Origin of the sequence: Actinomadura sp. NPDC048955 (genome assembly GCF_040649435.1) — a bacterium.
Taxonomy (GTDB): domain Bacteria; phylum Actinomycetota; class Actinomycetes; order Streptosporangiales; family Streptosporangiaceae; genus Spirillospora; species Spirillospora luteofluorescens.
The window spans coordinates 33,710-59,431 of record NZ_JBEZJI010000027.1 but is presented as its reverse complement, the minus strand read 5'-3'; the positions used below and the strand labels follow the sequence as shown (position 1 = coordinate 59,431).

Genomic DNA, 25,722 nt, shown 5'->3' with positions numbered 1-25,722 from the left:
TCAGCGGAACGCCGCGAGGTTCTCCTCGGCCCACCGCGCGAAGGACCGGGCCGGGCGCCCGAGCACCTTCCGCACGTCGGGGCTGACGCGACGCTCGGCCTCGGTCGGCTCGCCGAGGATGTCGAGGGTGCCGTCGACGACCGGCGCGGGCATGAACGCCGTCATCTGCGCCCGGGCCTCCTCGCGGGTCTGCTCGGTGAACGCCACCGGCTCGCCGAGCGCGTCGCCGATCGTCCGCGCCCGCTCCCGCGGCGTGACCGGGGCGGGCCCGGTCAGCTCGTAGACGCGCTCCTCGTGCCCGCCCTCCCGCAGGACCGCGGCCGCGACCTCGGCGATGTCGGACGGGTGGACGAACGGCAGTGCGACGTCGGCGAACGGCGCCGCGGCCGCCCGGTGGGCGCGGATCGGCTCCGCCCACGCGAACGCGTTGCTGTCGAAGCCGCCGGGCCGCAGGATCGTCCAGGCGACCCCCGACTCCCGGACGGCGTCCTCGAACGCCCGGAGGTGGCTGTGGCCGTGCGCCGTCGGGCGCGTTCCGGCGCCCTGGGACGACATCAGCACGACCCGCTCCACACCGGCGGACTTCACCACGTCCAGGACGGCACGCGGGTCCAGGTCCTCGGGCGAGCCGAGCAGGGGCCCGGCGATGAGCAGGAAGAGCGCGTCCGCCCCGTCGAGGACGGGCCGGAGGGTCTCCGGCTCGGCGAGGTCGGCCGCGCGGTGCGCGACGCCCTCGGGCAGGTCGCCGGGATCGGTGCGCGACACCGCCGTCACCCGCTCGCCCGCCTCGGCCAGCGCCCGCACGAGCGGCCGCCCGACGTTCCCCGTGGCACCCATGACAACGATCATTGTTTTCTCCCTCTGAGCTGCACTGACACCGCCCGAGGGCGGTGCCGTCGCGGTGCGACCCGGTGAAGCTAGCATCCTCGGTATAGTAGGTACCTAGAAGAAAGTGACTACCCGGGAGGTCGCGAGGATGAACGCCAAGACGGGGGAGGCGCTCGACGCCGAGCTGGCCTGCCCGATCGCTCCGGTGGTCGACATCGTCTTCAGCCGCTGGACGACGCCGATCCTCTGGACGCTGCACGAGTACGGCCGGCAGCGGTTCGTGGAGCTCCAGCGCCGCATCGCCACGATCACGCCGAAGGTGCTGACCCAGCGCCTGCGGCAGATGGAACGTGACGGGCTCGTCGTCCGCACCTACCACCCGGAGGTGCCGCCGCGCGTCGAGTACGAGATCAGCGAGCTGGGCGGCAGCCTCGCGCCGCTCTTCGCGGCCCTCACGGAGTGGTCCGCCGAGAACCTGGAGAAGGTCGAGCGGGCGCGGAGCGCCTACGACGAGGGCGAGGGCTGAGACCGCGGCCGCGACGGGGTGGCGGAGCGGCGTCCGCGCCATCCCGGGGCGGCCGATGCCCGACAATGGACGCGTGATGACTCCTTCAAGGCCCGACGCGGCCGCCCGCGAGCTGGTCGTCCTCGGCTCCACCGGTTCGATCGGCACCCAGGCGCTGGACGTGGTCCGCCGCAACCCCGGCCGGTTCCGGGTGACGGGGCTCGCGGCCGGCGGCGGGCGGGTGGACCTGCTGGCCGAGCAGGCGCTGGAGTTCCGGCCCGAGGTCGTCGCGGTGGCCAGGGCGTCCGCCGCGCAGGAGCTCCAGCTCGCCTTCTACGCCGAGGCCAAGAAGCGCGGCTACGCCTCCGGGGACTACCCCATCCCCAAGATCGTGGCAGGCCCCGACGCGGTCGCCGAGGTCGCCGCCTGGCCGTGCGAGGTGGTGCTGAACGGCGTGACCGGCGCCCTCGGCCTCGCCTCGACGCTGGCCGCGCTGGACGCGGGGCGCACGCTCGCCCTCGCCAACAAGGAGTCGCTCATCGTCGGCGGGCCCCTCGTCAAGGAGCGGGCGCGCCCGGGGCAGATCGTCCCCGTCGACTCCGAGCACTCGGCGCTCGCCCAGTGCCTGCGCGGCGGGCGGGCCGAGGAGGTGCGGCGGCTCGTGCTGACCGCGAGCGGCGGGCCCTTCCGGGGGCGCGCCCGCGACGAGCTGGGGGACGTCACCCCCGAGCAGGCGCTGAACCACCCGACCTGGGACATGGGCCCGGTCGTCACGATCAACTCCGCGACCCTGGTCAACAAGGGCCTGGAGGTCATCGAGGCGCACCTGCTCTTCGACGTCCCGATGGACCGCATCGAGGTCATGGTGCACCCGCAGTCGGTCATCCACTCGATGGTCGAGTTCACCGACGGCTCCACGCTGGCGCAGGCGAGCCCGCCCGACATGCGGCTGCCGATCGCGCTCGGCCTCGACTGGCCCGACCGGGTGCCGGACGCCGCGCCCGGCGTCGACTGGACCAGGGCGCACACCTGGGAGCTGTTCCCCCTCGACGACGAGGCGTTCCCCGCCGTCGCGCTGGCGCGCCGCGCCGGTGAGCTGGGCGGGACGGTCCCCGCCGTCTACAACGCCGCCAACGAGGAGTGCGTGGACGCCTTCCGCGCGGAACGGCTCCCGTTCCTCGGGATAGTCGACACTGTCGCGCGGGTAATGGAGGAGCACGGTTCGGGCACCACCGGAGGCCTGACGCTCGACGACGTCCTCGCCGCGGACGCCTGGGCGCGGACCAGGGCCAGGGAGCTGACCGCGACCGCCTGACCCGGGGACCCGCCTCGGGAGGAACCTCGGAGGGGACCCGATGGCCTTCTTCCTCGGCGCGGCGGCGTTCGTGGTGGCACTGCTGGTCTCGGTGATGCTCCACGAGGGCGGGCACCTGCTCATTGCCAAGCGCTACGGGATGAAGGCCACGCAGTACTTCGTGGGTTTCGGTCCGACCCTGTGGTCCACCCGCCGGGGCGAGACCGAGTACGGCGTGAAGGCGGTCCCGCTGGGCGGCTTCGTCAAGATCGTCGGGTACACGCCGCTGGAGGAGATCCCCGCGGCCGACCGCCCGCGCGCGTTCTACCGGCAGCCCGCCGGCCGCCGCGCGGTCGTCATCTCCGCCGGGGTCGCCGCCAACTTCGTGTTCGCGTTCCTGCTGCTCATGGTGATGGCCATGACGATCGGCGTGCGCGAGGCCGGCACGGTGACCAGCACCGTCGACCAGATCACGACCTGCGTGCCCGCCTCGCTGTCAGGCGGCTGCGGCGGGGGCCGGCCGCCGTCCCCCGCCGCCCGGGCCGGGCTGCGCGCGGGCGACCGCGTCGTCTCGTTCGACGGCGCTTCGGTCTCCGACTGGGCGGCGCTCACCAGCGCGATCGACGCGGCGAAGCCCGGACAGACGGTGACGGCGGTGGTCGCGCGGCCGGGAGCGCCGCGGCCGGTGACACTGCCGATCACGCTCGCGGACGTGGACGGGCGGCCGTTCGTCGGCATCTCGCCGAAGGTCGTCGGGGCCGGGTACGAGCGGACCGGGCCGCTCAACGCGGCCGTGTTCGCGGGGCAGGGCATCGGCCGCATCGTCGCCGGCATCGGGCACGCCGCGGCCGACCTGCCCTCCGCGCTCCCGAAGCTGTTCTCGCCCGAGCGGGGGAGCACGCCCGGCGGCCAGGTCGGCAGCGTGGTCGGCGCCACCGAGGTGTCCGGGCAGATCTTCGCCGCCCGGGCCTCCGCCCGCGACAAGATCGCCCTCTACCTCTCGCTGGTCGTCTCGGTGAACGTCTTCCTCGGCGCGCTCAACGTGCTGCCCCTGCTCCCGCTGGACGGCGGGCACCTCGCGGTCGTCGCCTACGAGCGGGCTCGGGCCGGCGTCAACCGGATCAGGGGGCGGCCGGATCCGGGCACCGTGGACATGACCCGGCTCCTGCCCTTGACATACCTGGCCGTCCTGTTGCTGGTGGGTTTCGGGGTGCTGCTGATCCTCGCCGACGTGCTCAACCCCCTCCGACTACCGTAATGACGTGAAACGTTTACCGAGTGTGCTCAAATGGTCACACTGGTGGAAGCCGGGTGCCGTCAAGTCAGCCGCGCGGGGCACCTAGGCTTTGTACGGGGCCGAAAATTGAGGAGAGGGATGAGCGTTTCACTGGGTATACCGAGCGTCCGCGGCGAAGGCGACGGGCAGGGGGCGCCGGGTCCGATCGCGCCCCGCCGCAGATCCCGGCAGATCATGGTCGGCGGCGTCCCGGTGGGCGGCGACGCCCCCGTGTCGGTGCAGTCGATGACCACGACCCTCACCGCCGACGTGAACGCCACGCTCCAGCAGATCGCGGAACTGACCGCGTCGGGCTGCCAGATCGTCCGCGTCGCCGTGCCGTCGCAGGACGACGCCGAGGCGCTGCCGGCGATCGCGCGCAAGTCGCCGATCCCCGTCATCGCCGACATCCACTTCCAGCCCAAGTACGTGTTCGCGGCGATCGACGCCGGGTGCGCGGCCGTCCGCGTCAACCCGGGCAACATCAAGAAGTTCGACGACCGTATCGGCGAGATCGCCCGCGCCGCCAAGGACGCGGGCGTGCCGATCCGCATCGGGGTCAACGCCGGCTCCCTCGACAAGCGCCTGCTGGAGAAGTACGGCAAGGCCACCCCCGACGCGCTGGTGGAGTCGGCGCTGTGGGAGTGCTCGCTGTTCGAGGAGCACGACTTCCGCGACATCAAGATCTCGGTCAAGCACAACGACCCGGTCGTGATGATCGAGGCGTACCGGAAGCTGGCGGCGGCCTGCGAGTACCCGCTGCACCTCGGCGTCACCGAGGCGGGGCCGGCGTTCCAGGGCACGATCAAGTCGGCGGTCGCGTTCGGTGCGCTGCTGGCGGAGGGCATCGGCGACACGATCCGGGTGTCGCTGTCCGCGCCGCCGGTCGAGGAGGTCAAGGTCGGCACGGCGATCCTGGAGTCGCTCGGGCTGCGCAAGCGCGGCCTGGAGATCGTCTCCTGTCCCTCCTGCGGCCGCGCGCAGGTGGACGTGTACACGCTGGCCGAGCAGGTCACCGCCGGGCTGAAGGACTTCCCGGTGCCGCTGCGCGTCGCCGTGATGGGCTGCGTGGTGAACGGGCCCGGCGAGGCCCGCGAGGCCGACCTCGGCGTCGCGTCGGGCAACGGCAAGGGCCAGATCTTCGTCAAGGGCGAGGTCGTCAAGACCGTCCCCGAGGCGCAGATCGTCGAGACCCTGATCGAGGAGGCGATGCGCATCGCCGACGAGATGGGCATCGAGATCGCCGAGGACGGCACGGTCTCCGGACCGGGCGCCGACGTGGTGGTCGGCTGACGCCCGCGCTCCGGCCGGTGCTCCGGCCGGCGCCGTAGCGCGCCTTCAAGGCCCCGGGTCCCGCGACCCGGGGCCTTTTCGTGTGCCCGGAACCCCTCCCGGAGCTGGGCATCCGCGACCGGAACGTCCGGAGTTGTCACAGAGTTCCGCTGATCTTGTCACGATTCCGCATCCACTCTGATGGCCCCCTGTCGGGCGCTATGCCAGAACCGCCACAATCTTCACTCATTTACCCGTATGTCTGACTCAACCGGAGTCGGCACGATAGGGGGATATGTGAAGAGGACTGTTGTCGTGGCCGCGGTGGCCGGGCTCGGTCTCACCGGTCTCGGCGCCACAAGCGCACAGGCCGCGAGCCCCTCCGCCGGAACGGCCGGAGGATTCAACCCCTCGGCGGCCCAGTGGCACGCCTGCCCCGCGGACTTCGTCCAGACGGTGCACGACCTGTACGACGGGCTGTACCCCGTCTCCAAGATCGTCCAGTGCGCCGAGCTGTCGGTGCCGATGGACTACGCCAAGCCGCAGGGCAAGAAGATCACGATCCAGCTCACCAGGACGCCGCACACCGGCTCCGGTGCGGCCAAGGGCGACATCGTGGTCAACCCCGGCGGACCGGGCGGTGGCGGCGCGCTCTTCGGGCCGCGGGTGTTCGCGCAGAACTCCGCCCCGATGCGCGAGGCCTACAACGTCATCGGCTTCGACCCGCGCGGTGTCGGTATGAGCGTCCCGGCCCTGAGCTGCGACCCGAACTACACCAACGCCCCGCGCCCGGACTACGGCACCGGTGACCGCAAGTCGGTCGCCACCTGGCTGAAGCTGTCCAAGGGCTACGCCGAGGCGTGCGGCAAGGCCGACACGACCGGGCTGCTCAACCACATCAAGACGATCGACTCGGTCAACGACGTGGAGTCGATCCGCCGGGCGCTCGGCAACAAAAAGCTCGACTACTACGGCGCCTCCTACGGCACCTACCTCGGCTCCACCTACGCCACCGTCTACCCCAAGAACGTCGGGAAGATGGTGCTGGACGGCAACGTCGGCCCCTCCGACGCCTGGTACGAGGCCAACCTCAACCAGGACGCCCAGTTCGACATCAACATCGACTACTACTTCGGCTGGGTCGCCAAGTACGACTCGGTGTACCACCTCGGCACCACGCAGAAGCAGGTCCGGAGCTTCTTCTACGACCTGCGCGCGAAGCTCAAGAACAAGCCGGTCTACTACACCGACCCTGACAGCGGGCAGACCCTCGCCGTCGGGCCGGACGAGCTGACCGACGTGATCCTCAACGCCGGGTACCGGCGCAGCCAGGCCATCTGGCATGGGTACGCGTCCGCCCTGTCGGCGTACAAGTCGGGCGACACCGCCACGTTCGCGGGGACGTACGGCGCGCCGACCACCGGCGGCTCCGACGACAACGGCTACGCCGTCTACCTCGGCGTGCAGTGCACCGACGTCCAGTGGCCGCTGAGCTGGAACAAGTGGCAGCGCGACAACGAGCGGGTCAACAGGAAGCACCCGTTCGAGACCTGGGCCAACGCCTGGTACAACGCCCCGTGCCTGTACTGGCCCGCCAAGGCCGGCAAGCCGGTGAACATCGGCCACACCCGCGACCTGCCGCGCAACATCCTCATGTTCCAGTCGACCGCGGACGCGGCCACGCCGTACGCGGGCGCGCTGGAGATGCACCGCAGGCTCAAGGGCTCGCGCCTGGTCGTCCAGGACGGCGACCGCACGCACTGCATCGTGCACCGCGGCTCCGCCCAGGTGGACGCCTACTTCGACGCCTACTTCCTGCGGGGAGAGCGTCCGGAGCAGAGCACCGTCCACGTCCCGCAGCTCGGTGACCCGAAGCCGCCGTCGACGGCGACCGCCAGGACGCTGAGCGGCGGCTCGCAGAAGGCCGCGCAGCTCAAGGCCGACGTCATCCGCTGACGCCGGTAGCAGCACATGCGTGCCGGACCCCGGGGACCCGTCCCCGGGGTCCGGCACCCGCCGGCACACCCGGCGACACGCAGTAGGTACGCATCAGCCACGCATCGGCGACACCCCCCTCCGGCACGGCGCCGGCCCGGAGTCGCCGATCTGAGGGGGTCAAGTGAAAAGGATCGTTCTCGTCGCGACCGCGGCGGTCGTGGCGGCGGGCGGCGCAGGCGTCGCCGTCTCCGCGAGCGCTGACACCGGGCACTCCGGTGCGACGGTCGCGGCCAAGGGCATCAACTGGGGCGCCTGCGAGGTCAGCGGCCCCAGCGACCCGATGAACAAGGCGCAGTGCGCCCAGGTCGAGGTGCCGCTCGACTACGCCCGGCCCAACGGCCGCAAGATCTCCATCGCGGTGTCGCGCTTCCGGCACACCGACGAGAAGAACTACCAGGGCACCCTGTTCGTGAACCCGGGCGGCCCGGGCGGCAGCGGCCTCCAGTACGCGCCCGCCCTCGCCCGCTGGATCGGCGGCACCGGGCACGCCGACGTCGCCGCCAAGTACGACATCATCGGCTTCGACCCGCGCGGCGTCGGCTCCAGCAAGCCCGCGCTGACCTGCGACCCGAACTTCTCCGACCCGATCCGGCCGGACTACGTCCCCTCCTCCGCCAAGGAGGAGAAGGCCTGGATCGCCAAGTCGAGGAAGTACGCGCAGGACTGCGCGAAGAAGTTCGGCTGGCTGCTGCCGCACATGCGGACCACCGACGCCGCGCGCGATGTCGACGCGATCCGCGCCGCCCTCGGCCAGGACAAGATCAGCTGGTACGGCTTCTCGTACGGCACCTACTTCGGCGCCACCTACGCCACGCTCTTCCCCAAGCGCGTGAACCGGATGGTGCTCGACGGCAACGTCAACCCGAAGACGGTCTGGTACGACGCGCAGCTGGAGCAGGACAAGGCCTTCGAGCACAACATGAAGGCCTGGTGGGCCTGGATCGCCAAGTACGACTCGCTCTACCACCTCGGCAAGAGCGAGAAGGCCGTCGAGGCCAAGTACTACGCCGTCCGCGCCGCCGCGAAGAAGGCGCCGATCGGCGGCAAGATGGGGCCGGACGAGCTGGACGACACCGTGCTGTCCGCCGGCTACAACACCGGCTACTACATCCCGTTCGCCCAGGCGCTCTCGGCGTGGGTCAACGACAAGGACGCCTCCGGGCTCCTCGACTGGATGAGCCCCGGCGGTGACGACAACGGCTTCGCCGTCTACAACGCCGTCCAGGCCGCCGACGCCCGCTGGCCGCGCAACTGGAGCAAGTGGCACCACGACGCCGCGAAGCTCTACCGGCAGGGCTACAGGTTCAACACCTGGAGCAACGTCTGGTTCAACGCCCCGATCGCCTTCTGGCCGTTCCAGGGCGGGCCGGAGTTCAAGCTGAAGGGCGCCAAGGGCCTGGCGGGCATGCTGCTCGTGCAGTCCACCCAGGACGCGGCGACCCCGGTCGCGGGCGGCCTGGAGATGCACAAGCTCTTCCCGTCCTCGCGCCTGGTGTTCGAGGTCGGCGGCAAGACCCACGCCAACACGCTCAACGGCAACGTGTGCCTGGACGACAAGGTCGCGGCATACCTCGACAGCGGGGCCCTGCCGCAGAGCCACCGCGGCCCGGACGCCTACTGCAAGGCCGTCCCGGCGCTGAACGACCCCGACCCGACGGCCATGACCGCGAAGGCCGCGCGCGCCTCCGCGGGCAAGGACCTGCCGGTCGGGCGCCCCTGATACGGGGGTAGTACGGCAGCCGGTCGGTACCGCACGCCGTTTCGCGGTGTGCCGGGCCCGCCCCCTCGCGGGGCGGGTCTGGCACACCGCGTTTCGCTTTACGGGCGGTTGGTTTTCGGTGGTGCTCCCGTTTGGGGGCGGAATCGCGCGATCCTCTGGGGTACGCGGTTCCCGGCCGTCCCGCCGGTAGAAAGCGAACGTGCTGAACGACGCTGGAAAGAGGGCCGCCGCCGGGACGGCGGCCGCCGCGATCACGCTCGCCGTCGCCGGGGCCGCCGCGCTGGGGACGCCCGCGGACGCCGCCCCCGCCCTCCGCCCCGAGCCGAGGCCCGCCGGCCTCGCCTGGAGGTCCTGCCCCGCCAAGGACCCGGTGGAGGGCGCCCGGCTCAAGGGCCTGCAGTGCGCGTCCCTCCGGGTGCCGCTCGACTACGCCGACCCGGCCGGCAGGCAGATCACCCTCGAACTCAGCCGCGCCCGCCACACCGCGCCCAGGTCCAAGGGCGTGGTGCTGCTCAACCGGGGCGGGCCGGGCGCGCACGGGCGCGACCTGTCCGGCTTCTTCGCCGAGTCACTGCCCAAGCGGGTCGCCGCGTCCTACGACTGGATCGGCTTCGACCCCCGCGGCGTCGGCGCCAGCAGGCCCGAACTCGTCTGCGACCCCGCCTACCAGAGCCCCGGCCGCGCCCGCCCCGACTCCGTCCCCGCGAGCGCGGCGGAGGAGGAGGCGTGGAAGGCCAGGGCGCGGCACTACGCGGGCGACTGCGCCCGCCGGTACGGCGCGATCCTCCCGCACATGGGCACCGCCGACTCGGCCCGCGACATGGACGCCGTGCGCGCCGCCCTCGGCCAGCAGAAGATCAGCTACTTCGGGTACTCGTACGGGACGTACCTCGGCGCGGTGTACGCCACGATGTACCCGCAGCGGGTCCGCCGCATGGTGCTCGACAGCGTCGTCAGGCCGAGCGGGGTCTGGTACGGCGACAACCTCGACCAGAACGTCGCCTTCGAGAAGCGCATCCGCGCGTACTTCGCCTGGATCGCCCGCCACCACAAGACCTACCGGCTCGGCGACTCCGGCCGGAAGGTGGCCGCCGCCTACGCCAGGGTGCGCGCCGCGCTCAAGGCCAAGCCGATCGACGGGCGCGTCGGTCCCACCGAACTCGACGAGGGGTTCCTCGCCGACGGCTACGGCGACTACACCTGGGCCGCGCACGCGAGGGCGCTGTCGGCCTACGCCGTCCGGCGCGACCCGGGTCCGCTGCGGAAGGTGTGGCAGCCGCCGTCACGGCTCGACCAGAACAACTACACGGTCTACAACGCGGTCCAGTGCCGGGACGCGGCCTGGCCGCGCGACTGGGGACGCTGGCACGCCGACAGCGAGCGCCTCTACCGCCGGGGCTATCGTTTCGAGACCTGGAGCAACACCTGGTACAACGCGCCCTGCGCCTTCTGGGGCGTGCCGGGAGGCCCGCCGCCACGGGTGGGGGGTGGCTCCGCGCTGCCGCCGATCCTGATGGTTCAGGCCACCGAGGACGCGGCGACCCCGTATCGGGGCGTGCTGGAGATGCACCGCAGGTTCCCGACGTCCAGGCTGCTCGTCCAGGCCGGCGGGCGCAACCACGGCGTTTCGCTGTCCGGTGACCGGTGCGTCGACGGGTCCGTGGCCGCCTATCTCGGCGACGGGAGGCTGCCCGCGAACCGGCCGGGGCCCGACCAGAAGTGCGCGGCCGGGCCCGAACCGGTCGCGGCCAAGGCGGGCAGGGCGGAGCAGGCGGCCGCGCACCGGTGAATCCCGCCCGGACGGGGCCGTGACGGAGGCCGCAGAGGTGCGCGGCGCCCGGACGGCATAGTCTTGGCCACGTGGAGCTTTCAGTGGTGAGGGCCGGGGGCCGGTAGCCGTGCGGATGCTGGGCTCGATGCCGGTGCGCGTGCTGGACGACCGGTACCGTGCGGAGGCCCTCGCGATCCTGGACGCCGACCCGGTGTCCAACGTGTTCGTGAGTTCCCGCGTGCACGCCGCGGGGCTCGACCCGCGCCGCCTCGGCGCCCAGATGTGGGGCTACCTGCGCGACGGCAGGCTCGTCTCGCTGTGCTACTCGGGCGCCAACCTCATCCCGGTCGCGGCCGGGCCGGAGGCCGTCCGGGCGTTCGCCGAGCGGGCCCAGGCGCAGGGGCGGCGCTGCTCGTCCATCGTCGGGCCCGTCGGCGCGGTCGGGGAGCTGTGGGAGATCCTCGCGCCGTACTGGGGGCCGCCCCGGGCCGTCCGCGCCGCCCAGCCGGTGATGGCGACCTCGACCGTCCCCGACGTGCCCGCCGACCCCGGTGTGCGCCGGGTCCGGATGGAGGAGTTCGACATCGTCTACCCGGCCTGCGTGGCGATGTTCACCGAAGAGGTCGGGGTGTCGCCCAACGCCGGTGACGGGGGCGTGCTCTACCGGGCCCGCGTCGCCGAGCTGATCCGCGACGGCCGCGCCTTCGCGCGCATCGAGGACGGCCGCGTCATGTTCAAGGCCGAGGTCGGCGCCGTCACCCCGCGGGCCTGCCAGGTGCAGGGCGTGTGGGTGCCCCCCGACCTGCGGGGGCAGGGCCGGTCGGAGACGGGGATGGCCGCGGTGGTGCGGGAGGCGCTGCACGGCATCGCGCCGACCGTGTCGTTGTACGTCAACGACTACAACACCCGGGCCCGGGCGGCCTACCGCCGGGTCGGGTTCACCGAACTGGGCTCCTTTATGTCGGTTCTTTTCTGATTGTTATTGCGTGCCTGATCTGCCCCGGTACCTGAATCGATCTTCAGGGCCGGGTACCATCCCGCCGTGGAGTTCGCCGGGGCACTGCGGCAGGCGATCCAGGCGAGCGGGCTGACCCTGGAGCGGATCCGCCACCGGCTCGGCCGGCGCGGGCTCGCAGTCAGCGTGGCCACCCTCAGCTACTGGCAGCGCGGCCGCAGCCGGCCGCGCTCGCGCACCGTGGTCGTCGCGCTGGAGGAGATCCTGCAGGTGCCGTCCGGCACCCTCATCGAGCTGCTGGAGGACCCCGCGCCGAACGCCGTGCCCGTCCGGGGCGCGGTCGTGCGCGGGGCCGCCGGCCCGCCGAACGGGGCGGAGCGGGGGCGCGGCGTCCGCGACCTGTGGCCCGACCCCGAGCGCTACGCCTGCCTCGTCGGGCAGCTCGACCGCTCGGGCGACCACCGGCTCGAACGGCTCAGCGTCCACGACGTCTACCGGCTGGACGAGGCACGCCGGTCCTGGACGCTCTCGGTGCGCACCGTCCTGCGTGCGGCCGGCGACGACATCGACCGCGTGGTCTGCGTCCACCAGACGGGCGACGGAGACCTCGCCGGCGTCGCGGACGGTGGCGCCGGTGGCGCCGGCGGCGTGGCCGGGCTGCTGGACGTGCGGTACTGCCGCCCCGGCCGGATCCGCGCCGAGGGCGGGCTGGTGGCGTTCGAGCTGGTCTTCGACAGGGTGCTGGCGACGGGCGACACCGCGGTCATCGAGTACGAGCTGGGGCCGATCGGGCTGCCCGCGCCCGACGGCTACGACCGGCGCTTCTCCCATCCCGTCCACGACTACGTGGCGCTCGTCCAGTTCGACGGCGACCGGCTGCCCGCCCGCTGCTACGGCTTCACGGCCGAGAGCTCCGCGTCCCCGCGCCGGCGGCTCGGCGAATTGTGGATCGGCACTTCGGGAAGTGCGAACCTCGCGGTCGGAACCGTGCGCCGCGGGATAGTGGGCATCGAGTGGGAATGGCATTAACATCGGAAAGCGGGGGTCGGGGTAACTCCACGGACGGAATTCCGATGAAGAAACCCCTGTTCACGGCCGTCGCGGCGGCGTGCCTGATCGTAGTTTCCGCCGCCCCCGCCCCAGCCGTGACCTTTCGCGCGCCGCTGACCCTCGCCGCCTCGGGGCAGGGGATCGCCGGCCAGTACATCGTGACGCTGAAGCCAGGTGTGTCGATCGTCGCGACCGTTTCCGAGCACGGCATCAAGACCATGTACCGCTACGGCCGGGTGCTGAACGGATTCGCCGCGAAGCTCGACTCCCGGAAACTCGCGAAGCTGCGCGGCGCCCCCGGCGTCGTCCGCATCGAGCAGGACGCGGTCGTCCGCGCTGACGGCACCCAGCAGAACCCGCCCTCGTGGGGCCTGGATCGCATCGACCAGACCGCACTCCCGCTGTCGCACAGCTACACCTACAACGCGACCGGCGCGGGCGTGTACGCCTACATCATCGACACCGGCATCCATGCCGCACATCCGCAGTTCGGCGGGCGCGCGTCCAACGTGTACGACGCCCTCGGCGGCAACGGCGCCGACTGCAACGGCCACGGGACGCACGTCGCGGGGACGGTCGGCTCCACTTCCTACGGCGTCGCCAAGAACGTCTACCTGCGCGGTGTCCGCGTGCTGAACTGCCAGGGGAGCGGCACCAGCTCCGGCGTCATCGCGGGCATGAACTGGGTGGCGGGCCACCGCTCCCGGCCGGCGGTGGCCAACATGTCGCTCGGCGGCGGCTACTCGTCCTCGATGAACTCCGCCGCCGACAACCTCGCGAGCTCCGGCGTGTTCCTCGCCGTCGCCGCGGGCAACGACGGCCGCAACGCCTGCGACTACTCGCCGGGGAGCGCGGCGAACACCACCACGGTCGCGGCGAGCACGATCACCGACGCCAGGGCCTCCTACAGCAACTACGGGTCCTGCGTGGACCTGTACGCCCCGGGGTCGTCCATCACCTCGACCTGGCTGAACGGCGGGACGAACACCATCAGCGGCACCTCGATGGCCACCCCGCACGTCACCGGAGTCGCCGCCCTCTACAAGGCAGCCAACGGCGACGCCTCCTTCGGCACCGTCCGCAGCTGGCTCGTCTCCAACGCCGTCAGCGGCGTGATCAGCGGCAACCCCGCCGGCACGCCGAACCGCCTGCTCGACAAGCGCGGCCTCTGACCCGGCCTCCGGGCCCGCCCCGCGCCGGCGGGCCCGGAACCGCGGGCCGCGGCGCGGCCGTGAATTGGTACCCGATTCGGCGAAGGCCGGGCCCGACGGTTGTGACACTTTGCCTGTTGGCATCGGGGCCGCGGAGCCTTACAGTGAGCGCGGAAGTTGCAATTGCGGTAGTCAAGGCCGTTTTGCGGGGGCCGGCCGGAGCCGATCCGGAGGCCGAGCATGCAGAGTGTCGCAGAGGACGATCTTCTTCAGGTCCTCCAGTACGGGCCGTTCAACGTCGCCCTGCACGCGGCCATCCAGGCGCGCGGCCTGAGCCTGGACTCCCTGCGGCGCCGCCTGGAGGAGCAGGGCATCGCGGTCAGCCTGTCCACGCTGAGCTACTGGCAGCGCGGCCGGACCCGGCCCGAGCGCGCCGACTCGCTGCGCGCCGTCCGCGGCCTGGAGACCATCCTCGAACTGCCGCGGCACTCCCTGCTGACGCTGCTCAGGCCGACCACCGACCGTCCCGCCGGACCCTGGCTGCCGGTCGAGGAGCTGTGCCCCGAACCCGGCGTCCGCGACCTGCTGGACGAGATCGGCGACCGCGGCGAGCGGCAGCTCACCGGGCTCAGCCTGCACGACCAGTACCTCATCGGGCGGCGCCGGGAGCTGCGGGAGGTCCGCGTCCGCGCGGTGTTCCAGGCGCAGCAGCGCGGCGTGGACCGCTGGATCGCCGTCTACCACCATCCGCAGGGCGTGCTGCCCTCGTCCCGGACCGTGCGCGGCTGCCGGTTCGGCCGCGTCCGGATGGACGAGACGAGCGGCCTCATCGCCGCGGAGCTGCTGTTCGACCGGGCGCTCGGGCGCGGCGAGACCTACCTGCTGGAGTACGGCTTCGGGTTCGAGGAGACCGGCCCGCCCGTCACCGAGGAGGGGCGCGGCTTCCGGACCCCTCAGCACGAGTACCTCATCGAGGTCCGGTTCCATCCGGCGGCGCTGCCCGCCCGCTGCTACCGGACGTGGCGGCCCGACGGGCACACCGCGCTCAAGGACTCCGCCGACCTGCGGTTGTCCAGCTACCAGAGCGTCCACTTCATCGAGTTCGGGATGGCCGCCGGCTACCACGGCATCCGCTGGGAGTGGACCTGAGCCGGACGCCCACCGCTACCGCACGAGCAGGTCGAGGAGGCGGTCGAGCTCGGCGGCCGGGTCCCCGGTGAGCCCGGCGTGCACCGGGCCCGGCTGCACGATCGTGCTGCGCGGCGCGGTCAGCCACCGGAAGCGCGCGCCCGGGGCCTCTCGCGCGGCCTGGCCCGCGCGCTCGCCGCCGCAGCACACCGCGTCCACCGCGGTGAGGGCGGACCGGACGCCCGCCAGGTCGAGCGAGGGGTCCAGGGCGAGCAGGCGCCGCTCGTCCAGATGCGTGCGGCATCCGAGGTAGTCGAGGGCGCGGCAGTACACGACCACGCCGACGTTCATGGACTCGCCGCGCTCGACGCGCGGGACGACGCGCAGCGCGGCGTACTCGAACACCGTCGGCTCGGCCGCCGTCCTGATGTTGGTCGTCCTGCCGGCGGTCACGACGCGCCCCCGAGCCAGCCGGGACGGTTCTGGCCACGCCGCGCGGAGGTGTCGGGGCGGTGGCCGCTGAGGTCGAGGCCGGGCAGCCACTCGCGCGGCTTCCCGGCACGCGGCAGCAGGATGTCGAGGTAGGCGTCGCGGACGGCCTGCGGGCCGGTGAAGCCGGGCTCGCCCTCCAGCCAGCGGTCCGGGACGAGGCCGGCGACCTCGCGCAGCAGCCCCTCGGTGATCTTCGGGGCGAGCTCGGCCTCGGCCTCCTCCAGCCGCGTCGCGTACGGGGTCAGCACGTGGTCGTCCACGTCGTAGGGGCCGGAGAACAGCCGGGCCGCGTTCGACCACGCGTGGTGGAAGATCAGGCTCGCGCCGTGGTCGATGAGCCACACGTCGCCGTGCCACACGAGCATGTTGGGGTTGCGCCAGCTGCGGTCGACGTTGCCGATGAACGCGTCGAACCACAGCACCCGCGAGGCGAAGCCGGGGTCGGGGCTCCAGCCGAGCGGGTCGAAGCCGAGCGACCCGGGCAGGAAGTCGACGCCGAGGTTCCAGCCGGGGCTGGCCTTCAGCAGGTCCTGCACGTCGGGGTCGGGCTCGTGCCGTCCGATCGCCGGGTCCAGGTCGATGAGCACCTGCTCGGGCACCCGCAGGCCGAGCCGGCGGGCCAGCTCACCGGCGATCACCTCGGCGATCAGCGCCTTGCGGCCCTGCCCGGCGCCGTGGAACTTCATGACGTAGGTACCGAGGTCGTCGGCCTCGACGACGCCCGGGAGCGATCCGCCCTCGCGGAGCGGCGTCACGTAGCGGATGGCGGTCACATGTGGCAACACGTCGCAACGCTATCGGCTGGGGCGGCGGCCGGGATAATCGATTACATGGGCGTTGAGCTGCTCGACCTGTCCGTGCCGATCGTCACGGGCATGCCGGTCTATCCGGGCGACCCCGAGGTGGAGGCCGTCCCGGCCCTCACGGTCGCCGAGGCCAGGGTGAACGTGCTGCGGCTGCATCTGGGGTCGCAGACCGGCACGCACGTGGACGCCCCGTTCCACATCGACGACGCGCTGCCGAGGCTGGACGAGCTGCCGCTGGCACGCTTCACCGGCCCGGCCGTGGTGATGGACGTGCGGGGCCTGCCGCCCCGCGCGCCGATACCGCCGGACGCCGTCCCGCCGGGTCTCGCGCCGGGCGACGTCCTGCTCATCGCGACGGGCTGGTCGGGGCACTGGGGGACGGACGCCTACCTGGCCCATCCGTATCCGGCGCCGGAGACCGCGGAGGCCATCGTCGCCGCGGGCGTCAGGACGGTGGGCATCGACGCGCTGAGCGTCGACCGGACCCCGCCGCCAGGGTCGGACGACTTCTCGCTCGCGGCCCACCGCGTCCTCTGCGGCGCCGAGGCGGTGATCGCCGAGAACCTGACCGGCCTCGGCCGCCTCGCCGAGGCCCAGGCGGCGGGCTGCGCGATCGAGGTCTCCCTCTTTCCGCTGGCCCTGGCGGGAGCGGACGGCGCCCCCGTCCGCGCCGTCGCGCGCGTGGACGACCGCGCGGTCCTCGTCTGAACGCGGACCGCGTGCCGTCCGGCCCATACTGGGGGCCGGTCGACGGGAGGACGTGGACGGATGCGGGTGGAGTGGGCGACGGACCAGGGCAGCCCCGAGCGGCCCAACGAGGACTTCGTGGCGGCCGCCGCCGGAGCGGTCGTGGTGCTCGACGGGTGCGGGCTGCCGCTCGGCACCGACCTCGGATGCGCGCACGGGACCGCCTGGTACTCCCGCTCGCTCGGCACCCGGCTGCTGGCGCGGCTGCTGGAGGGGCTCGGCCCGCAGGCCGGTCCGCCCGTCGGGCCGCCCGAGGGCGCGCACCGGCCGGGGGCGCGGCCGCTGGTCGCCCGGCTCGCCGGCGCGATCGCGGACGTCGCGGCCGCCCACCGGGCGACCTGCGACCTGCGGATTCCGACGACGCCGGCGGCGACCGTGCTCGCCCTGCGGCTGCGGGGCGAGCTGGTCGACTACCTGGTGCTGGCCGACTCGACCGTCCTGCTGGACGGCCGCGACGGCCTGCGCGAGATCACCGGCGGCCGGTACTACGCGGCCGCGGACCCGGCGGTGGCCGACGCCGCGATCACCGGCACGGTGCCGGCCGCCGACCTGCGGCGCGCGTTCCTGCTGACCGACGGCGCGACGCGCCTCGCCGACCTGTTCGGCGTCACCGGCTGGGACGGGCTGGCGGCGCTGACCGTGGACCGGGGCCCCGCGGGGCTGATCGAGCGGACGCGGGAGGCCGAGCGCACCGACCCGGGGGCCGTCCGGTGGCCGCGCAACAAGGTCCACGACGACGCGACCGCGGCCGTCTGCCATCTCGGCGGCTGACCCACCCGGTCAAGCAATCGCTTGGTCGCGTCGGTAGGGTGCTGACGGCGGAGAGGAGAGGCGGCATGCGCCTCGGCATCACGATGTTCGCGACCGACCTGACCATGGCGCCGCACGAGCTGGCCCGGGAGGCGGAGGCGCGCGGGTTCGCCTCGCTCTACCTCCCCGAGCACACCCACATCCCCGTCTCCCGCGCCACCCCGCCGCCGACGGGCGCCGCGTCCCTGCCCGAGGAGTACTCCCGCACGCTCGACCCGCTCATGTCGCTCGCCGCGGCGGCCGTGACGACCGAGCGGATCGTCCTCGGCACCGGCGTCCTGCTGCCCGCCCAGCGCGAACCGATCGTCACCGCCAAGGCCGTCGCCACCCTCGACCGGCTGGCGCCCGGACGGGTCGCGCTCGGCATCGGCTACGGGTGGAACGCCGAGGAGGGCGCCGACCACGGCGTCCCGTGGAAGCGGCGGCGGGCCGTGGCGCGCGAGCACGTCCTCGCCATGCGGGCCCTCTGGACGGACGAGGAGGCCTCCTTCGAAGGGGAGTTCGCGGGCTTCGCGCCGAGCCGGGCGTGGCCCAAGCCGTCCCGCCGCGTCCCCGTGCTGCTCGGCGGCGCCCCCGGCCCGACGCTGTTCGCGCACATCGCCGAGTACGGGGACGGGTGGCTGCCGATCGGCGGCGCGGGCGTCCGCGAGGCTCTGCCCGCCCTGCGCCGCGCCTGCGAGGACGCCGGGCGCGCCACGGTGCCCGTGATCCCCTTCGGAACGCTGCCCACCCCCGGCAAGCTCGACCACTACGCCTCGCTCGGCATCGAGGAGGTCGTGCTGCGCGTGCCGGCGGGCGACCGCGACGCGGTCCTTCCGGTGCTGGACGGCTACGCCCGCTCCCACCTGTGAGCTAGCGGATCATGCGGAAGCAGAAGAAGGTCGGGAACCGGTAGTACTGGCCCTTGCCGGCCTTCACCGCGCCGAGGATGAGGAACACCCACCCGCCGATCAGGAGCTCCAGGTACGGGAGGGCGAAAAGCGCGAGGAAGGCGGGCGCGTCGAGCAGGATGGCCGGCGGGACGCAGACCGCCGCCACGGCCACGAGGTGGATCAGCATGGTGAGCTGGTAGTTCATCGACTGCGCCGCGTGGAAGCGGGTGAACGGCGAGGTGTTCTTCTTCACCAGGTAGATGACCAGCGGCGGCAGGAAGCCGATCAGGACGTTCCCGACATAGGCGAAGATCGCCCAGGTGGTCTCCTCGCCCGGGTGCGCGCCCGGGCCGTACGGGACGCCGGGAGGGCCGTACCCGTAGCGCGGGTCGTACGGACCGGCGCCGGGCGGACCGAACGGCTGGCCGGGCGGCGGCGAGCCCGGGGGCTGACCCGGCGGCTGGCCCGGCGGCGGGCTCGGCGGCTGGCCCGGCGGCTGGCCGTAGGCACCGTGATACGGCGGCGGCTGATGTGGAGGAGGCGGCTGGTCGGGCGGCGGCTGGTCGGAGGGTGGCGGGGGCTGGTCCGTCACGGTGTCGTCCTCATGTCCTCTTCGGGCGTCCCTCTGCGGGATACTGCAGGAATCTATAGGAATCGGGCTCACCAGCGCGCTTTCGAGCGACCCCTGGGCGACCGCTGAGCGGGACCTGCGTCCGGACCGCTCTCCGACATATTTTAGAATTTCGTTCGGCCAATGGGGCGATGGGGGCATGCCCCGCGAGGAGGCTGGACTTGAGCGCGATCCCGATGGAGCGGCCCGTGCTGGGGGACGACGAGGCGGCGGCGCTGACGGGCCTGGCGGCCCGCGTGCGCGAACTGGCCGAGGCCACCGTCCTCACCGGCGCCGACGCCGCCGAGGCCGCCGCGGTGGCGGACGAGATCGCGGCGCTGACGGCCCGGCTCACCGCCGAGCGCCGCGGCGCCCCGCCGTTCGTCACGCCCGGCGAGCGCCGCATGGACCGCCAGATCGCCAATCCCGTCAGCGGGCCGCTCAACCCCTTCGCGCCGCCGATCGGCCTGGACGTGACCTCGGACGGCGTCGTCCGCGGCGAGTTCACGCTCGGCGCCGTCTATGAGGGCCCGCCGTCCTACGTGCACGGCGGCGTCTCCGCGATGGTGCTCGACCAGGCGCTCGGCATGGCGGCGGCCGCCACCGGCACGCCCGGCATGACCGCGACCCTGGAGACGCGCTACCGGCGTCCCACCCCGCTCGGCGTCCCGCTCAAGGTGGAGGCGAAGGCGAGCCGGGTGGAGGGGCGCAAGGTCTACGCGTCCGGGACGATCAGCGCCCCGGACGGGCGGGTCACGGTCGAGGCGACCGCGATGTTCATCATGCCGCAGCGGTTCGTCACGTCGGAGTACTGACCGCCGCGCGCTCCTCCGCCGGGGCGGGCAGCAGCGCGAGCGCGCCCAGCGTCAGCACCGAGGCCACGATCATGCTGATCGAGATCGCCTGCCAGCCGTAGTCGTGCAGCAGCCATGTCGCCAGCAACGGCGCGGGGCCGCCGGCGAACACCGACGCGAGCTGGTAGCCGATGCCCGCCCCGCCGTAGCGCAGCCGCGTCGGGAACGTCGAGGCGATCAGTGACGCCTGCGGCCCGTACTGCACGGCGTGCGGGATCTGCGCTACCACCACCGCGACGACGACCAGCGCCGCGACCTCGGTGTTGAGCAGCGCGAAGTACGGGAACGCGAACAGCGCCACGCAGATCGAGCCGGCCGCGTACACCCGCCGCGGGCCGATGCGGTCCCCGAGATGCCCGGCGGCGGGGATCGTGACCAGCTCCAGCGCGGCCGCCACCGTCACCGCGCTCAGCGCGAGCCCCTGCGCCATGCCGAGATGCTTGTGCACGTAGGTGAGCGCGAACGAGGTGAACAGGTAGAACGGCATCTGCTCCGAGCAGCGCAGCAGCGCGCTCAGGATGATCTCCTTGGGGTGCCGCCTGACGACCTCGACGACCGGCACCCGGGCGACCTCGTCCCGCTTGACGACCTCGGCGAACAGCGGCGTCTCCATCACCCGGATCCGCACCCACAGCCCGATGCCGACGAGGACGAGGCTGAACAGGAACGGGACGCGCCACGCCCAGCTCCTGAACGCCTCGTCCGCCGACAGCGCGATGGCGGTCATCATGCCGGTGCCGAGGATGAGCCCGATCGGCACGCCGAGCTGCGGCAGGCTTGCCATCAGCCCGCGCCGGTTCCGGTCGCCCCACTCCATCGACAGCAGCACCGAGCCGCTCCACTCACCGCCGACCGCGACGCCCTGCAGGATCCTCAGCAGCACGAGCAGCACGGGCGCGGCCCAGCCGATCGTCTCGGTGCCCGGCAGCACACCGATCAGCGCGCTCGACACGCCCATCAGCACCAGCGTGACGATCAGCGTCGCCTTCCGGCCGAGCCGGTCGCCCCAGTGCCCGAAGATCGCCGCGCCCACCGGGCGGGCCGCGAAGCCCACCGCGTACGTCGCGAACGCCGACAGCGTGCCCGCGTAGTCGCTCGACTCGGGGAAGAAGACGTCCTTGAAGACGATCGCCGCGGCGGTGTTGTAGAGGAAGAAGTCGTACCACTCGATCGAGGTGCCGATCACGCTCGCGGCGGCGGCCTTGCGGACCTGCGCGCGGCGCTCCTCGGCGTCCGCGGCGCCGGCGCGGCCGGCCTCTCCGGGATCCAGAACCATGGGAGCCGTTGCCTTTCCGACCGCCCCCGCCGGTCCCAGCGATTTGACCCACTGTTTCCCGCTGGGTTGACCGCCGAAACCGTGGTGGCGCGAAACGGTCGACAATCGGGTGGTCGCCCGCTCAGTACTCGTAGACCTTGACCGCCGGGGCGTGCCCGTACCAGGACGCGACGACCGACGAGGTGTGCTCGTCGGAGAGGAAGTCGACCCGCAGCCAGCCCTCGGTCTGCGTCACGCGCGTCTCGTAGCCGGGGTTCGGTGTCGCCGACACCAGCCGCACCCGGTTCTCCTCGATGGACATCGCGGCGCTCCCGCCGCGCGTCGCGTAGCTGCGCACGTGGTTCGTCGGCCTGGCGGACGGGCTGCCGCCGCCCGGTCCGCCGTGCGTCGCCTTCGGGGTCCTGGACGGCGCGGGTGCCTCGTCCTGGCCGGTCGGCGGGCTCGACCGCACGGTGGGCGACTTCACGGTCGTCGGCCCCGGTGGCGTTGACGGGCTGGAATGGATCACCGGTCCGGCGATCGGCGGCGGCGCCGACCGGTCCGACACCGCGCTGCGCACGACGCCCCGCACGCCGAGCCAGGAGAGCGCCACCGCGAGCGCGGTCACCCCGGCCCACGGGGCAACATACGACATCGCGCGACGCATGGGCACATGGTGGCATACGGTTCCGCCATGGCGAGTGTGTTGGTGGTCGAGGACGACGCGAACGTCCGGACCGCCTTGATCAGGGAGCTGAGCGTCCGATCGCACGTCGTGCGCAGCGCCCCGACCGCGATGGACGCGTTGCGCGAGGTCACGCAATCCCCGCCCGACGTCGTCGTGCTCGACCTCGGGCTGCCCGACCTCGACGGCGCCGAGGTGCTGAAGATGCTGCGCGGCATCTCCGACGTGCCCGTCATCATCGCGACCGCGCGCGACGACGAGCCCGAGATCGTCCGGTTACTGAACGCCGGCGCCGACGACTACCTCATCAAGCCGTTCTCCATCGAGCACCTCAGCGCCCGGCTCGCCGCGGTGCTGCGCAGGTCGGCACGGTCCGGGCCCACCGCGGAGCTCAGCGTGGGCGGCCTGCACATCGACCTCGACCGCCGGGAGGCGCTGCTCGACGGCAAGCCGCTGGAGCTGACCCGCCGCGAGTTCGACCTGCTGGCCTACCTCGCCGCCCGCCCCGGCCGGGTCGTCGCGCGGCGCGAGCTGCTCGCCGAGGTGTGGCGGCAGGCCTACGGCGACGACCAGACCATCGACGTCCACCTGTCCTGGCTGCGGCGCAAGCTCGGCGAGACCGCCGCCGCCCCCCGCTACCTGCACACGGTCCGCGGCGTCGGGGTCCGCCTGGCCGACCCGCGCGCATGAGGCGGACCCTCGTCCTGGTGTCGCTGGCGGTCACCTCGATGGTCGCGCTGGCGTTCCTGATCCCGCTCGCCCTCACCGTCCGGGAGATCGCCCGCGACCGCGCCCTGACCACCGCCGAGCGGCAGGCCAGCGCGCTCGGCCCCGTCCTCGTCGTCACCGAGGACCCGGCCGCCCTCGAACGCGCCGTCGCCAGCACCCAGGCGGGCGCCGCCGGGAGGATGACCGTGCACATGCCGGACGGCGGCCTCGTCCCGAAGAACCCCCGCGAGGACGACGGTGCCCGTCCCGAGCAGCTCACCGAGGCGGGGCGCCGCGGCCGCTCCTACACCGCCCGCGTCGACGGCGGGTACGCGCTGCTCCAGCCGGTGTCGCTGGACGCGGGCCGCACCGCCGTCGTCGAGGTGTTCCTGCCCGACGAGGACCTGTCGCGCGGGGTGTGGAAGGCGTGGCTCGTCATGACCACGGTCGCCGCCGCGCTCGTCGCCGGGTCCGTCGCCGTCGCCGACCGGCTGGGCGCCCGCATGATCCGCTCCACCCGCCGCCTGGCCGAGGCCGCGGGCGCGTTCGGCGACGGGGAGCTGTCGGTGCGGATCGAGCCGGACGGGCCGCCCGAGCTGGTCGAGGCGGGGCTGGCGTTCAACGCGATGGCCGACCACGTCGTCCAGCTGCTGTCGGCCGAGCGGGAGATGGCGGCCGACCTGTCGCACCGGCTCCGCACCCCCCTCGCCGCGCTCCGCCTCAACGTCGAGGCGCTCGGGGGCGGGCACGTCGCCGACCAGACCCGCGAGGCCGTCGACCGGATCGAGCGCGAGGTCGACCAGATCATCCGGACGGTCCGGCGGCCCACCGGCCGGGGCAACTGCGACGCGTCCAAGGTGCTGCGCGACCGGGTCGCGTTCTGGTCCGTCCTCGCCGAGGACGAGGGACGCTCCTGCGAGCTGATCGGCGCCGAGGGCCCCGCGCCGCTGCCGATCCCCGGCACCGAACTGGCCGCCGCCGTGGACGCGCTGCTCGGCAACATCTTCCGGCACACGGCCGAGGGCACCGGCTTCGTCGTCACCCTCCACCAGGGGCAGGGCGTCACCGGCATCCTCGTCGCCGACGGCGGCCCCGGCATCGCCGACCCGGACGCGGCGCTGAAGCGGGGCAGCAGCGGCGGCGGCTCCACCGGCCTCGGCCTGGACATCGCCCGCCGCGCCGCCGAGTCGACCGGCGGCTACCTGCGCATCCACCGCAGCGTCCTCGGCGGGGCCCAGGTGCAGATGTGGTTCCGCACGAGATGGCTGCCCCCGGCCCGCCGCTCCCGCCGCCTCGTCCGCCGCCGCCACTCCCGCAGCAAACGCCCGGTATAGCTCCGCCTTAAATCCGCCTTAACCACGCTGCCGCCGGGCGCGGCACCGCCCTAACGTGATCTCGTGAGACGCCCCCGCCCCCAGTACGTCGCCGCCGGCCTCATCGGCGTCGTCGGCCTCGTGGTCGCCGCCCTCATCGCCATCGCCGGCCTGGCCGCCAGTGGCAACCTCCCCACGGCGCCCACCTCGTACAAGGTCCTGGGCCTCGCGGCTACGGACGCCGCCGCTCCACTGAGACCGGCATGAACGCGACGACCGGCCCCTGCCGCATCCGCGGCTGTGGCTGTGGCTGTGGCTCAGAGTCCCGGCCCACTTGGCTCGCCTGGCGGCTCCCTAGGTGACCGGACCTGGGCGAACACGGCATCGCTTCGCGATCTGCCCGGCGTCGCTCGCCTCCGGCTTCGCTTCACCGGGCAGGTCACGCGTTCGTGCGCACGGCCGAGGACACTTCGAGACAGTCCCTAGCCGTCGTCGCGGACGTGGTCGCCGGTCGCGCCGTCGAGCATTTCGCGGATGATGTCCATGTGCCCGGCGTGCCGCGCCGTCTCCTCGACCATGTGGATCAGCACCCACCGCAGGCTCACGGTCGCGCCGTGCCAGGCGGTGCCGGTGTCCGTGAGGGCCAGCTCCCTGATGACCTTGTCGGACGCGGCGCGCGCCCGCCCGTAGAACGCGACGATGCCCTCGATGGTCTCGCCGGGCTCGACCCTGAGGTCGGCCTCCGGGTCGTCGTCACTGAACGGAAGCGGCTCGGTCTCGCGTCCGAACGTCTCGCAGAACCAGTTGTACTCGACGGAGGCCAGGTGCTTGGTGAGGCCGAGGAGGCTCGTCCCGGACGGCGTCATGGGACGCCGCGCCTGCTCCTCGTCCAGCCCGTTCAGCTTCCACAGGACGACGTCCCGATGCCGGTCGAGGGCGGCCTGCAGACTTTCCTTCTCACCGCCGGTGTACGGCACTTCTTCCATGCGAGGACGTTAGCAACACGACGGAACCGGGTCGACGCCCGAGGGCGCCGACCCGGCGGGAAGCCCGCTCAGCAGTTGGAGTAGTTGACGTACCACTTGCCGCGGATGGCCCCGTCGTCAGCGCCGAGCATGTAGTCGGCGATCCACTGGGTGGAGTTCAGCCGGACCCACAGGTACCCGTTCCTGCGCTGGACGGAGTCCCAGTCCGTCCGGACCTTGGAGCCCTTCGCCAGGACGCCGACCTTCGCGTAGCCGGTGCCCGGCCCCGTGCGGACGTTGAGCCCGTCCGCCGGCAGGACGACCCCGTCGCACAGGCGAACGCGCTGCTCGTCGCGGACGAGGAGCCGGTTCATCGCCGCGGCGGCGCCCTCCGGCCCGACCTCGATGGCGCCCGGCCCGTGCCCTTCCTCCTCCGGAGGGCTGGGCTGGACCGCGGCCGACCCGTCCGGGCCCGGCGGCGGTGCGGCCCCGGCGACCGCGCCCGCACCGAGTGCGCTGCCGGCCAGCGTCGTGGTGACCAGAACGACGCCGAGCTTCGTGCCTATCTGCATCTGTACCTCCCGACTGAGGCGGCGGACTCACAACCTCATGTTACTCATAGTTATCGTACGAGTGCAGAGAGTTGCGCAGACATAT

At 72.8% G+C, this 25,722-nt stretch carries 26 protein-coding genes; 18 read left to right on the top strand and 8 right to left on the bottom strand.

What is annotated here, in order from left to right:
- The gene (locus AB0C84_RS24710) at window positions 1-849 is read right to left on the bottom strand and encodes an NAD(P)H-binding protein (RefSeq protein WP_179843283.1); all 849 of its coding nucleotides are present in this window, start codon (window positions 847-849) and stop codon (window positions 1-3) included.
- 127 nt (window positions 850-976) lie between these two features.
- Between AB0C84_RS24710 and AB0C84_RS24705 the strand changes: the two genes are divergently transcribed.
- From AB0C84_RS24705 to AB0C84_RS24655, 11 genes are all read left to right on the top strand, one after another.
- The gene (locus tag AB0C84_RS24705) at window positions 977-1,354 is read left to right on the top strand and encodes a helix-turn-helix domain-containing protein (RefSeq protein WP_361070489.1); all 378 of its coding nucleotides are present in this window, start codon (window positions 977-979) and stop codon (window positions 1,352-1,354) included.
- Between the two features lie 55 nt (window positions 1,355-1,409).
- Window positions 1,410-2,648: a 1-deoxy-D-xylulose-5-phosphate reductoisomerase gene (gene dxr, locus AB0C84_RS24700; protein ID WP_258938577.1), complete on the top strand. Its 1,239-nt coding sequence runs from the start codon at window positions 1,410-1,412 to the stop codon at window positions 2,646-2,648.
- Window positions 2,649-2,688: 40 nt separating this feature from the next.
- Window positions 2,689-3,885 carry a site-2 protease family protein gene (locus AB0C84_RS24695; RefSeq protein ID WP_361070485.1) on the top strand — a complete coding sequence of 399 codons (1,197 nt, stop codon included), beginning with the start codon at window positions 2,689-2,691 and terminating at the stop codon, window positions 3,883-3,885.
- 117 nt (window positions 3,886-4,002) lie between these two features.
- Window positions 4,003-5,196, top strand: a complete 1,194-nt coding sequence (gene ispG / locus AB0C84_RS24690; protein ID WP_361070482.1) for a flavodoxin-dependent (E)-4-hydroxy-3-methylbut-2-enyl-diphosphate synthase — start codon at window positions 4,003-4,005, stop codon at window positions 5,194-5,196.
- 276 nt (window positions 5,197-5,472) lie between these two features.
- Window positions 5,473-7,131, top strand: coding sequence for an alpha/beta hydrolase (locus AB0C84_RS24685; RefSeq protein WP_258938580.1), 1,659 nt, complete (start codon window positions 5,473-5,475; stop codon window positions 7,129-7,131).
- 163 nt (window positions 7,132-7,294) lie between these two features.
- Complete coding sequence (locus AB0C84_RS24680) at window positions 7,295-8,893, top strand: alpha/beta hydrolase (RefSeq protein WP_361070477.1); 1,599 nt, start codon at window positions 7,295-7,297, stop codon at window positions 8,891-8,893.
- Between the two features lie 199 nt (window positions 8,894-9,092).
- The gene (locus AB0C84_RS24675; RefSeq protein ID WP_361070474.1) at window positions 9,093-10,682 is read left to right on the top strand and encodes an alpha/beta hydrolase; all 1,590 of its coding nucleotides are present in this window, start codon (window positions 9,093-9,095) and stop codon (window positions 10,680-10,682) included.
- A gap of 115 nt (window positions 10,683-10,797) precedes the next feature.
- Window positions 10,798-11,640: a GNAT family N-acetyltransferase gene (locus AB0C84_RS24670; protein ID WP_179849269.1), complete on the top strand. Its 843-nt coding sequence runs from the start codon at window positions 10,798-10,800 to the stop codon at window positions 11,638-11,640.
- Window positions 11,641-11,706: 66 nt separating this feature from the next.
- On the top strand, window positions 11,707-12,648 hold the full coding sequence (locus tag AB0C84_RS24665) for a hypothetical protein (protein WP_361070471.1): 942 nt from the start codon (window positions 11,707-11,709) through the stop codon (window positions 12,646-12,648).
- Between the two features lie 44 nt (window positions 12,649-12,692).
- Window positions 12,693-13,841 carry a S8 family peptidase gene (locus AB0C84_RS24660; RefSeq protein ID WP_361070467.1) on the top strand — a complete coding sequence of 383 codons (1,149 nt, stop codon included), beginning with the start codon at window positions 12,693-12,695 and terminating at the stop codon, window positions 13,839-13,841.
- 219 nt (window positions 13,842-14,060) lie between these two features.
- Complete coding sequence (locus AB0C84_RS24655) at window positions 14,061-14,969, top strand: hypothetical protein (RefSeq protein WP_089312821.1); 909 nt, start codon at window positions 14,061-14,063, stop codon at window positions 14,967-14,969.
- Window positions 14,970-14,984: 15 nt separating this feature from the next.
- On the opposite strand, the gene AB0C84_RS24650 is transcribed toward AB0C84_RS24655, so the two are convergent.
- Together AB0C84_RS24650 and AB0C84_RS24645 are read right to left on the bottom strand one after the other, a co-directional pair.
- Complete coding sequence (locus tag AB0C84_RS24650; protein WP_258938586.1) at window positions 14,985-15,401, bottom strand: DUF3037 domain-containing protein; 417 nt, start codon at window positions 15,399-15,401, stop codon at window positions 14,985-14,987.
- Window positions 15,398-16,225, bottom strand: a complete 828-nt coding sequence (locus tag AB0C84_RS24645; RefSeq protein WP_361070463.1) for a HipA family kinase — start codon at window positions 16,223-16,225, stop codon at window positions 15,398-15,400. The genes AB0C84_RS24650 and AB0C84_RS24645 overlap by 4 nt, the downstream gene beginning before the upstream one ends.
- 45 nt (window positions 16,226-16,270) lie before the next feature.
- Here AB0C84_RS24645 and AB0C84_RS24640 point away from each other — a divergent pair, with 45 nt between their 5' ends.
- From AB0C84_RS24640 to AB0C84_RS24630, 3 genes are all read left to right on the top strand, one after another.
- Complete coding sequence (locus tag AB0C84_RS24640) at window positions 16,271-16,954, top strand: cyclase family protein (protein WP_361070460.1); 684 nt, start codon at window positions 16,271-16,273, stop codon at window positions 16,952-16,954.
- Window positions 16,955-17,014: 60 nt separating this feature from the next.
- Window positions 17,015-17,764 (top strand): hypothetical protein, encoded by a 750-nt coding sequence (locus AB0C84_RS24635; protein WP_258938588.1) that lies wholly within the window; start codon window positions 17,015-17,017, stop codon window positions 17,762-17,764.
- Between the two features lie 65 nt (window positions 17,765-17,829).
- Window positions 17,830-18,654: a TIGR03619 family F420-dependent LLM class oxidoreductase gene (locus AB0C84_RS24630; RefSeq protein ID WP_361070456.1), complete on the top strand. Its 825-nt coding sequence runs from the start codon at window positions 17,830-17,832 to the stop codon at window positions 18,652-18,654.
- A 1-nt stretch (window position 18,655) separates the two neighbouring features.
- Here the strand turns inward: AB0C84_RS24630 and AB0C84_RS24625 are convergent, their stop codons facing one another.
- The gene (locus AB0C84_RS24625) at window positions 18,656-19,267 is read right to left on the bottom strand and encodes a DUF4870 domain-containing protein (RefSeq protein ID WP_361070453.1); all 612 of its coding nucleotides are present in this window, start codon (window positions 19,265-19,267) and stop codon (window positions 18,656-18,658) included.
- Window positions 19,268-19,467: 200 nt separating this feature from the next.
- Between AB0C84_RS24625 and AB0C84_RS24620 the strand changes: the two genes are divergently transcribed.
- Window positions 19,468-20,100 carry a PaaI family thioesterase gene (locus AB0C84_RS24620; RefSeq protein WP_258938591.1) on the top strand — a complete coding sequence of 211 codons (633 nt, stop codon included), beginning with the start codon at window positions 19,468-19,470 and terminating at the stop codon, window positions 20,098-20,100.
- Here the strand turns inward: AB0C84_RS24620 and AB0C84_RS24615 are convergent.
- Both AB0C84_RS24615 and AB0C84_RS24610 read right to left on the bottom strand, forming a co-directional pair.
- Complete coding sequence (locus AB0C84_RS24615) at window positions 20,084-21,415, bottom strand: MFS transporter (protein ID WP_361070449.1); 1,332 nt, start codon at window positions 21,413-21,415, stop codon at window positions 20,084-20,086. The two genes, AB0C84_RS24620 and AB0C84_RS24615, sit on opposite strands and share 17 nt — an antisense overlap.
- 121 nt (window positions 21,416-21,536) lie before the next feature.
- Complete coding sequence (locus AB0C84_RS24610; RefSeq protein WP_179843268.1) at window positions 21,537-22,061, bottom strand: hypothetical protein; 525 nt, start codon at window positions 22,059-22,061, stop codon at window positions 21,537-21,539.
- Window positions 22,062-22,088: 27 nt separating this feature from the next.
- On the opposite strand from AB0C84_RS24610, the gene AB0C84_RS24605 reads away from it, so the two are divergent.
- The 3 genes from AB0C84_RS24605 (at window position 22,089) to AB0C84_RS24595 (ending at window position 24,367) form a co-directional block, all read left to right on the top strand.
- Window positions 22,089-22,769 carry a response regulator transcription factor gene (locus AB0C84_RS24605; protein WP_258938594.1) on the top strand — a complete coding sequence of 227 codons (681 nt, stop codon included), beginning with the start codon at window positions 22,089-22,091 and terminating at the stop codon, window positions 22,767-22,769.
- Window positions 22,766-24,121, top strand: a complete 1,356-nt coding sequence (locus AB0C84_RS24600) for a HAMP domain-containing sensor histidine kinase (RefSeq protein WP_361070444.1) — start codon at window positions 22,766-22,768, stop codon at window positions 24,119-24,121. Before AB0C84_RS24605 ends, AB0C84_RS24600 begins: the two co-directional genes overlap by 4 nt.
- A 63-nt stretch (window positions 24,122-24,184) precedes the next feature.
- Window positions 24,185-24,367, top strand: coding sequence for a hypothetical protein (locus tag AB0C84_RS24595; protein ID WP_361070441.1), 183 nt, complete (start codon window positions 24,185-24,187; stop codon window positions 24,365-24,367).
- Window positions 24,368-24,582: 215 nt separating this feature from the next.
- Here AB0C84_RS24595 and AB0C84_RS24590 read toward each other — a convergent pair whose 3' ends face one another.
- Window positions 24,583-25,086, bottom strand: a complete 504-nt coding sequence (locus tag AB0C84_RS24590; RefSeq protein WP_361070438.1) for a DinB family protein — start codon at window positions 25,084-25,086, stop codon at window positions 24,583-24,585.
- A gap of 68 nt (window positions 25,087-25,154) precedes the next feature.
- Window positions 25,155-25,637 carry an SH3 domain-containing protein gene (locus tag AB0C84_RS24585; protein ID WP_361070435.1) on the bottom strand — a complete coding sequence of 161 codons (483 nt, stop codon included), beginning with the start codon at window positions 25,635-25,637 and terminating at the stop codon, window positions 25,155-25,157.
- Between the last annotated feature and the right edge of the window lie 85 nt (window positions 25,638-25,722).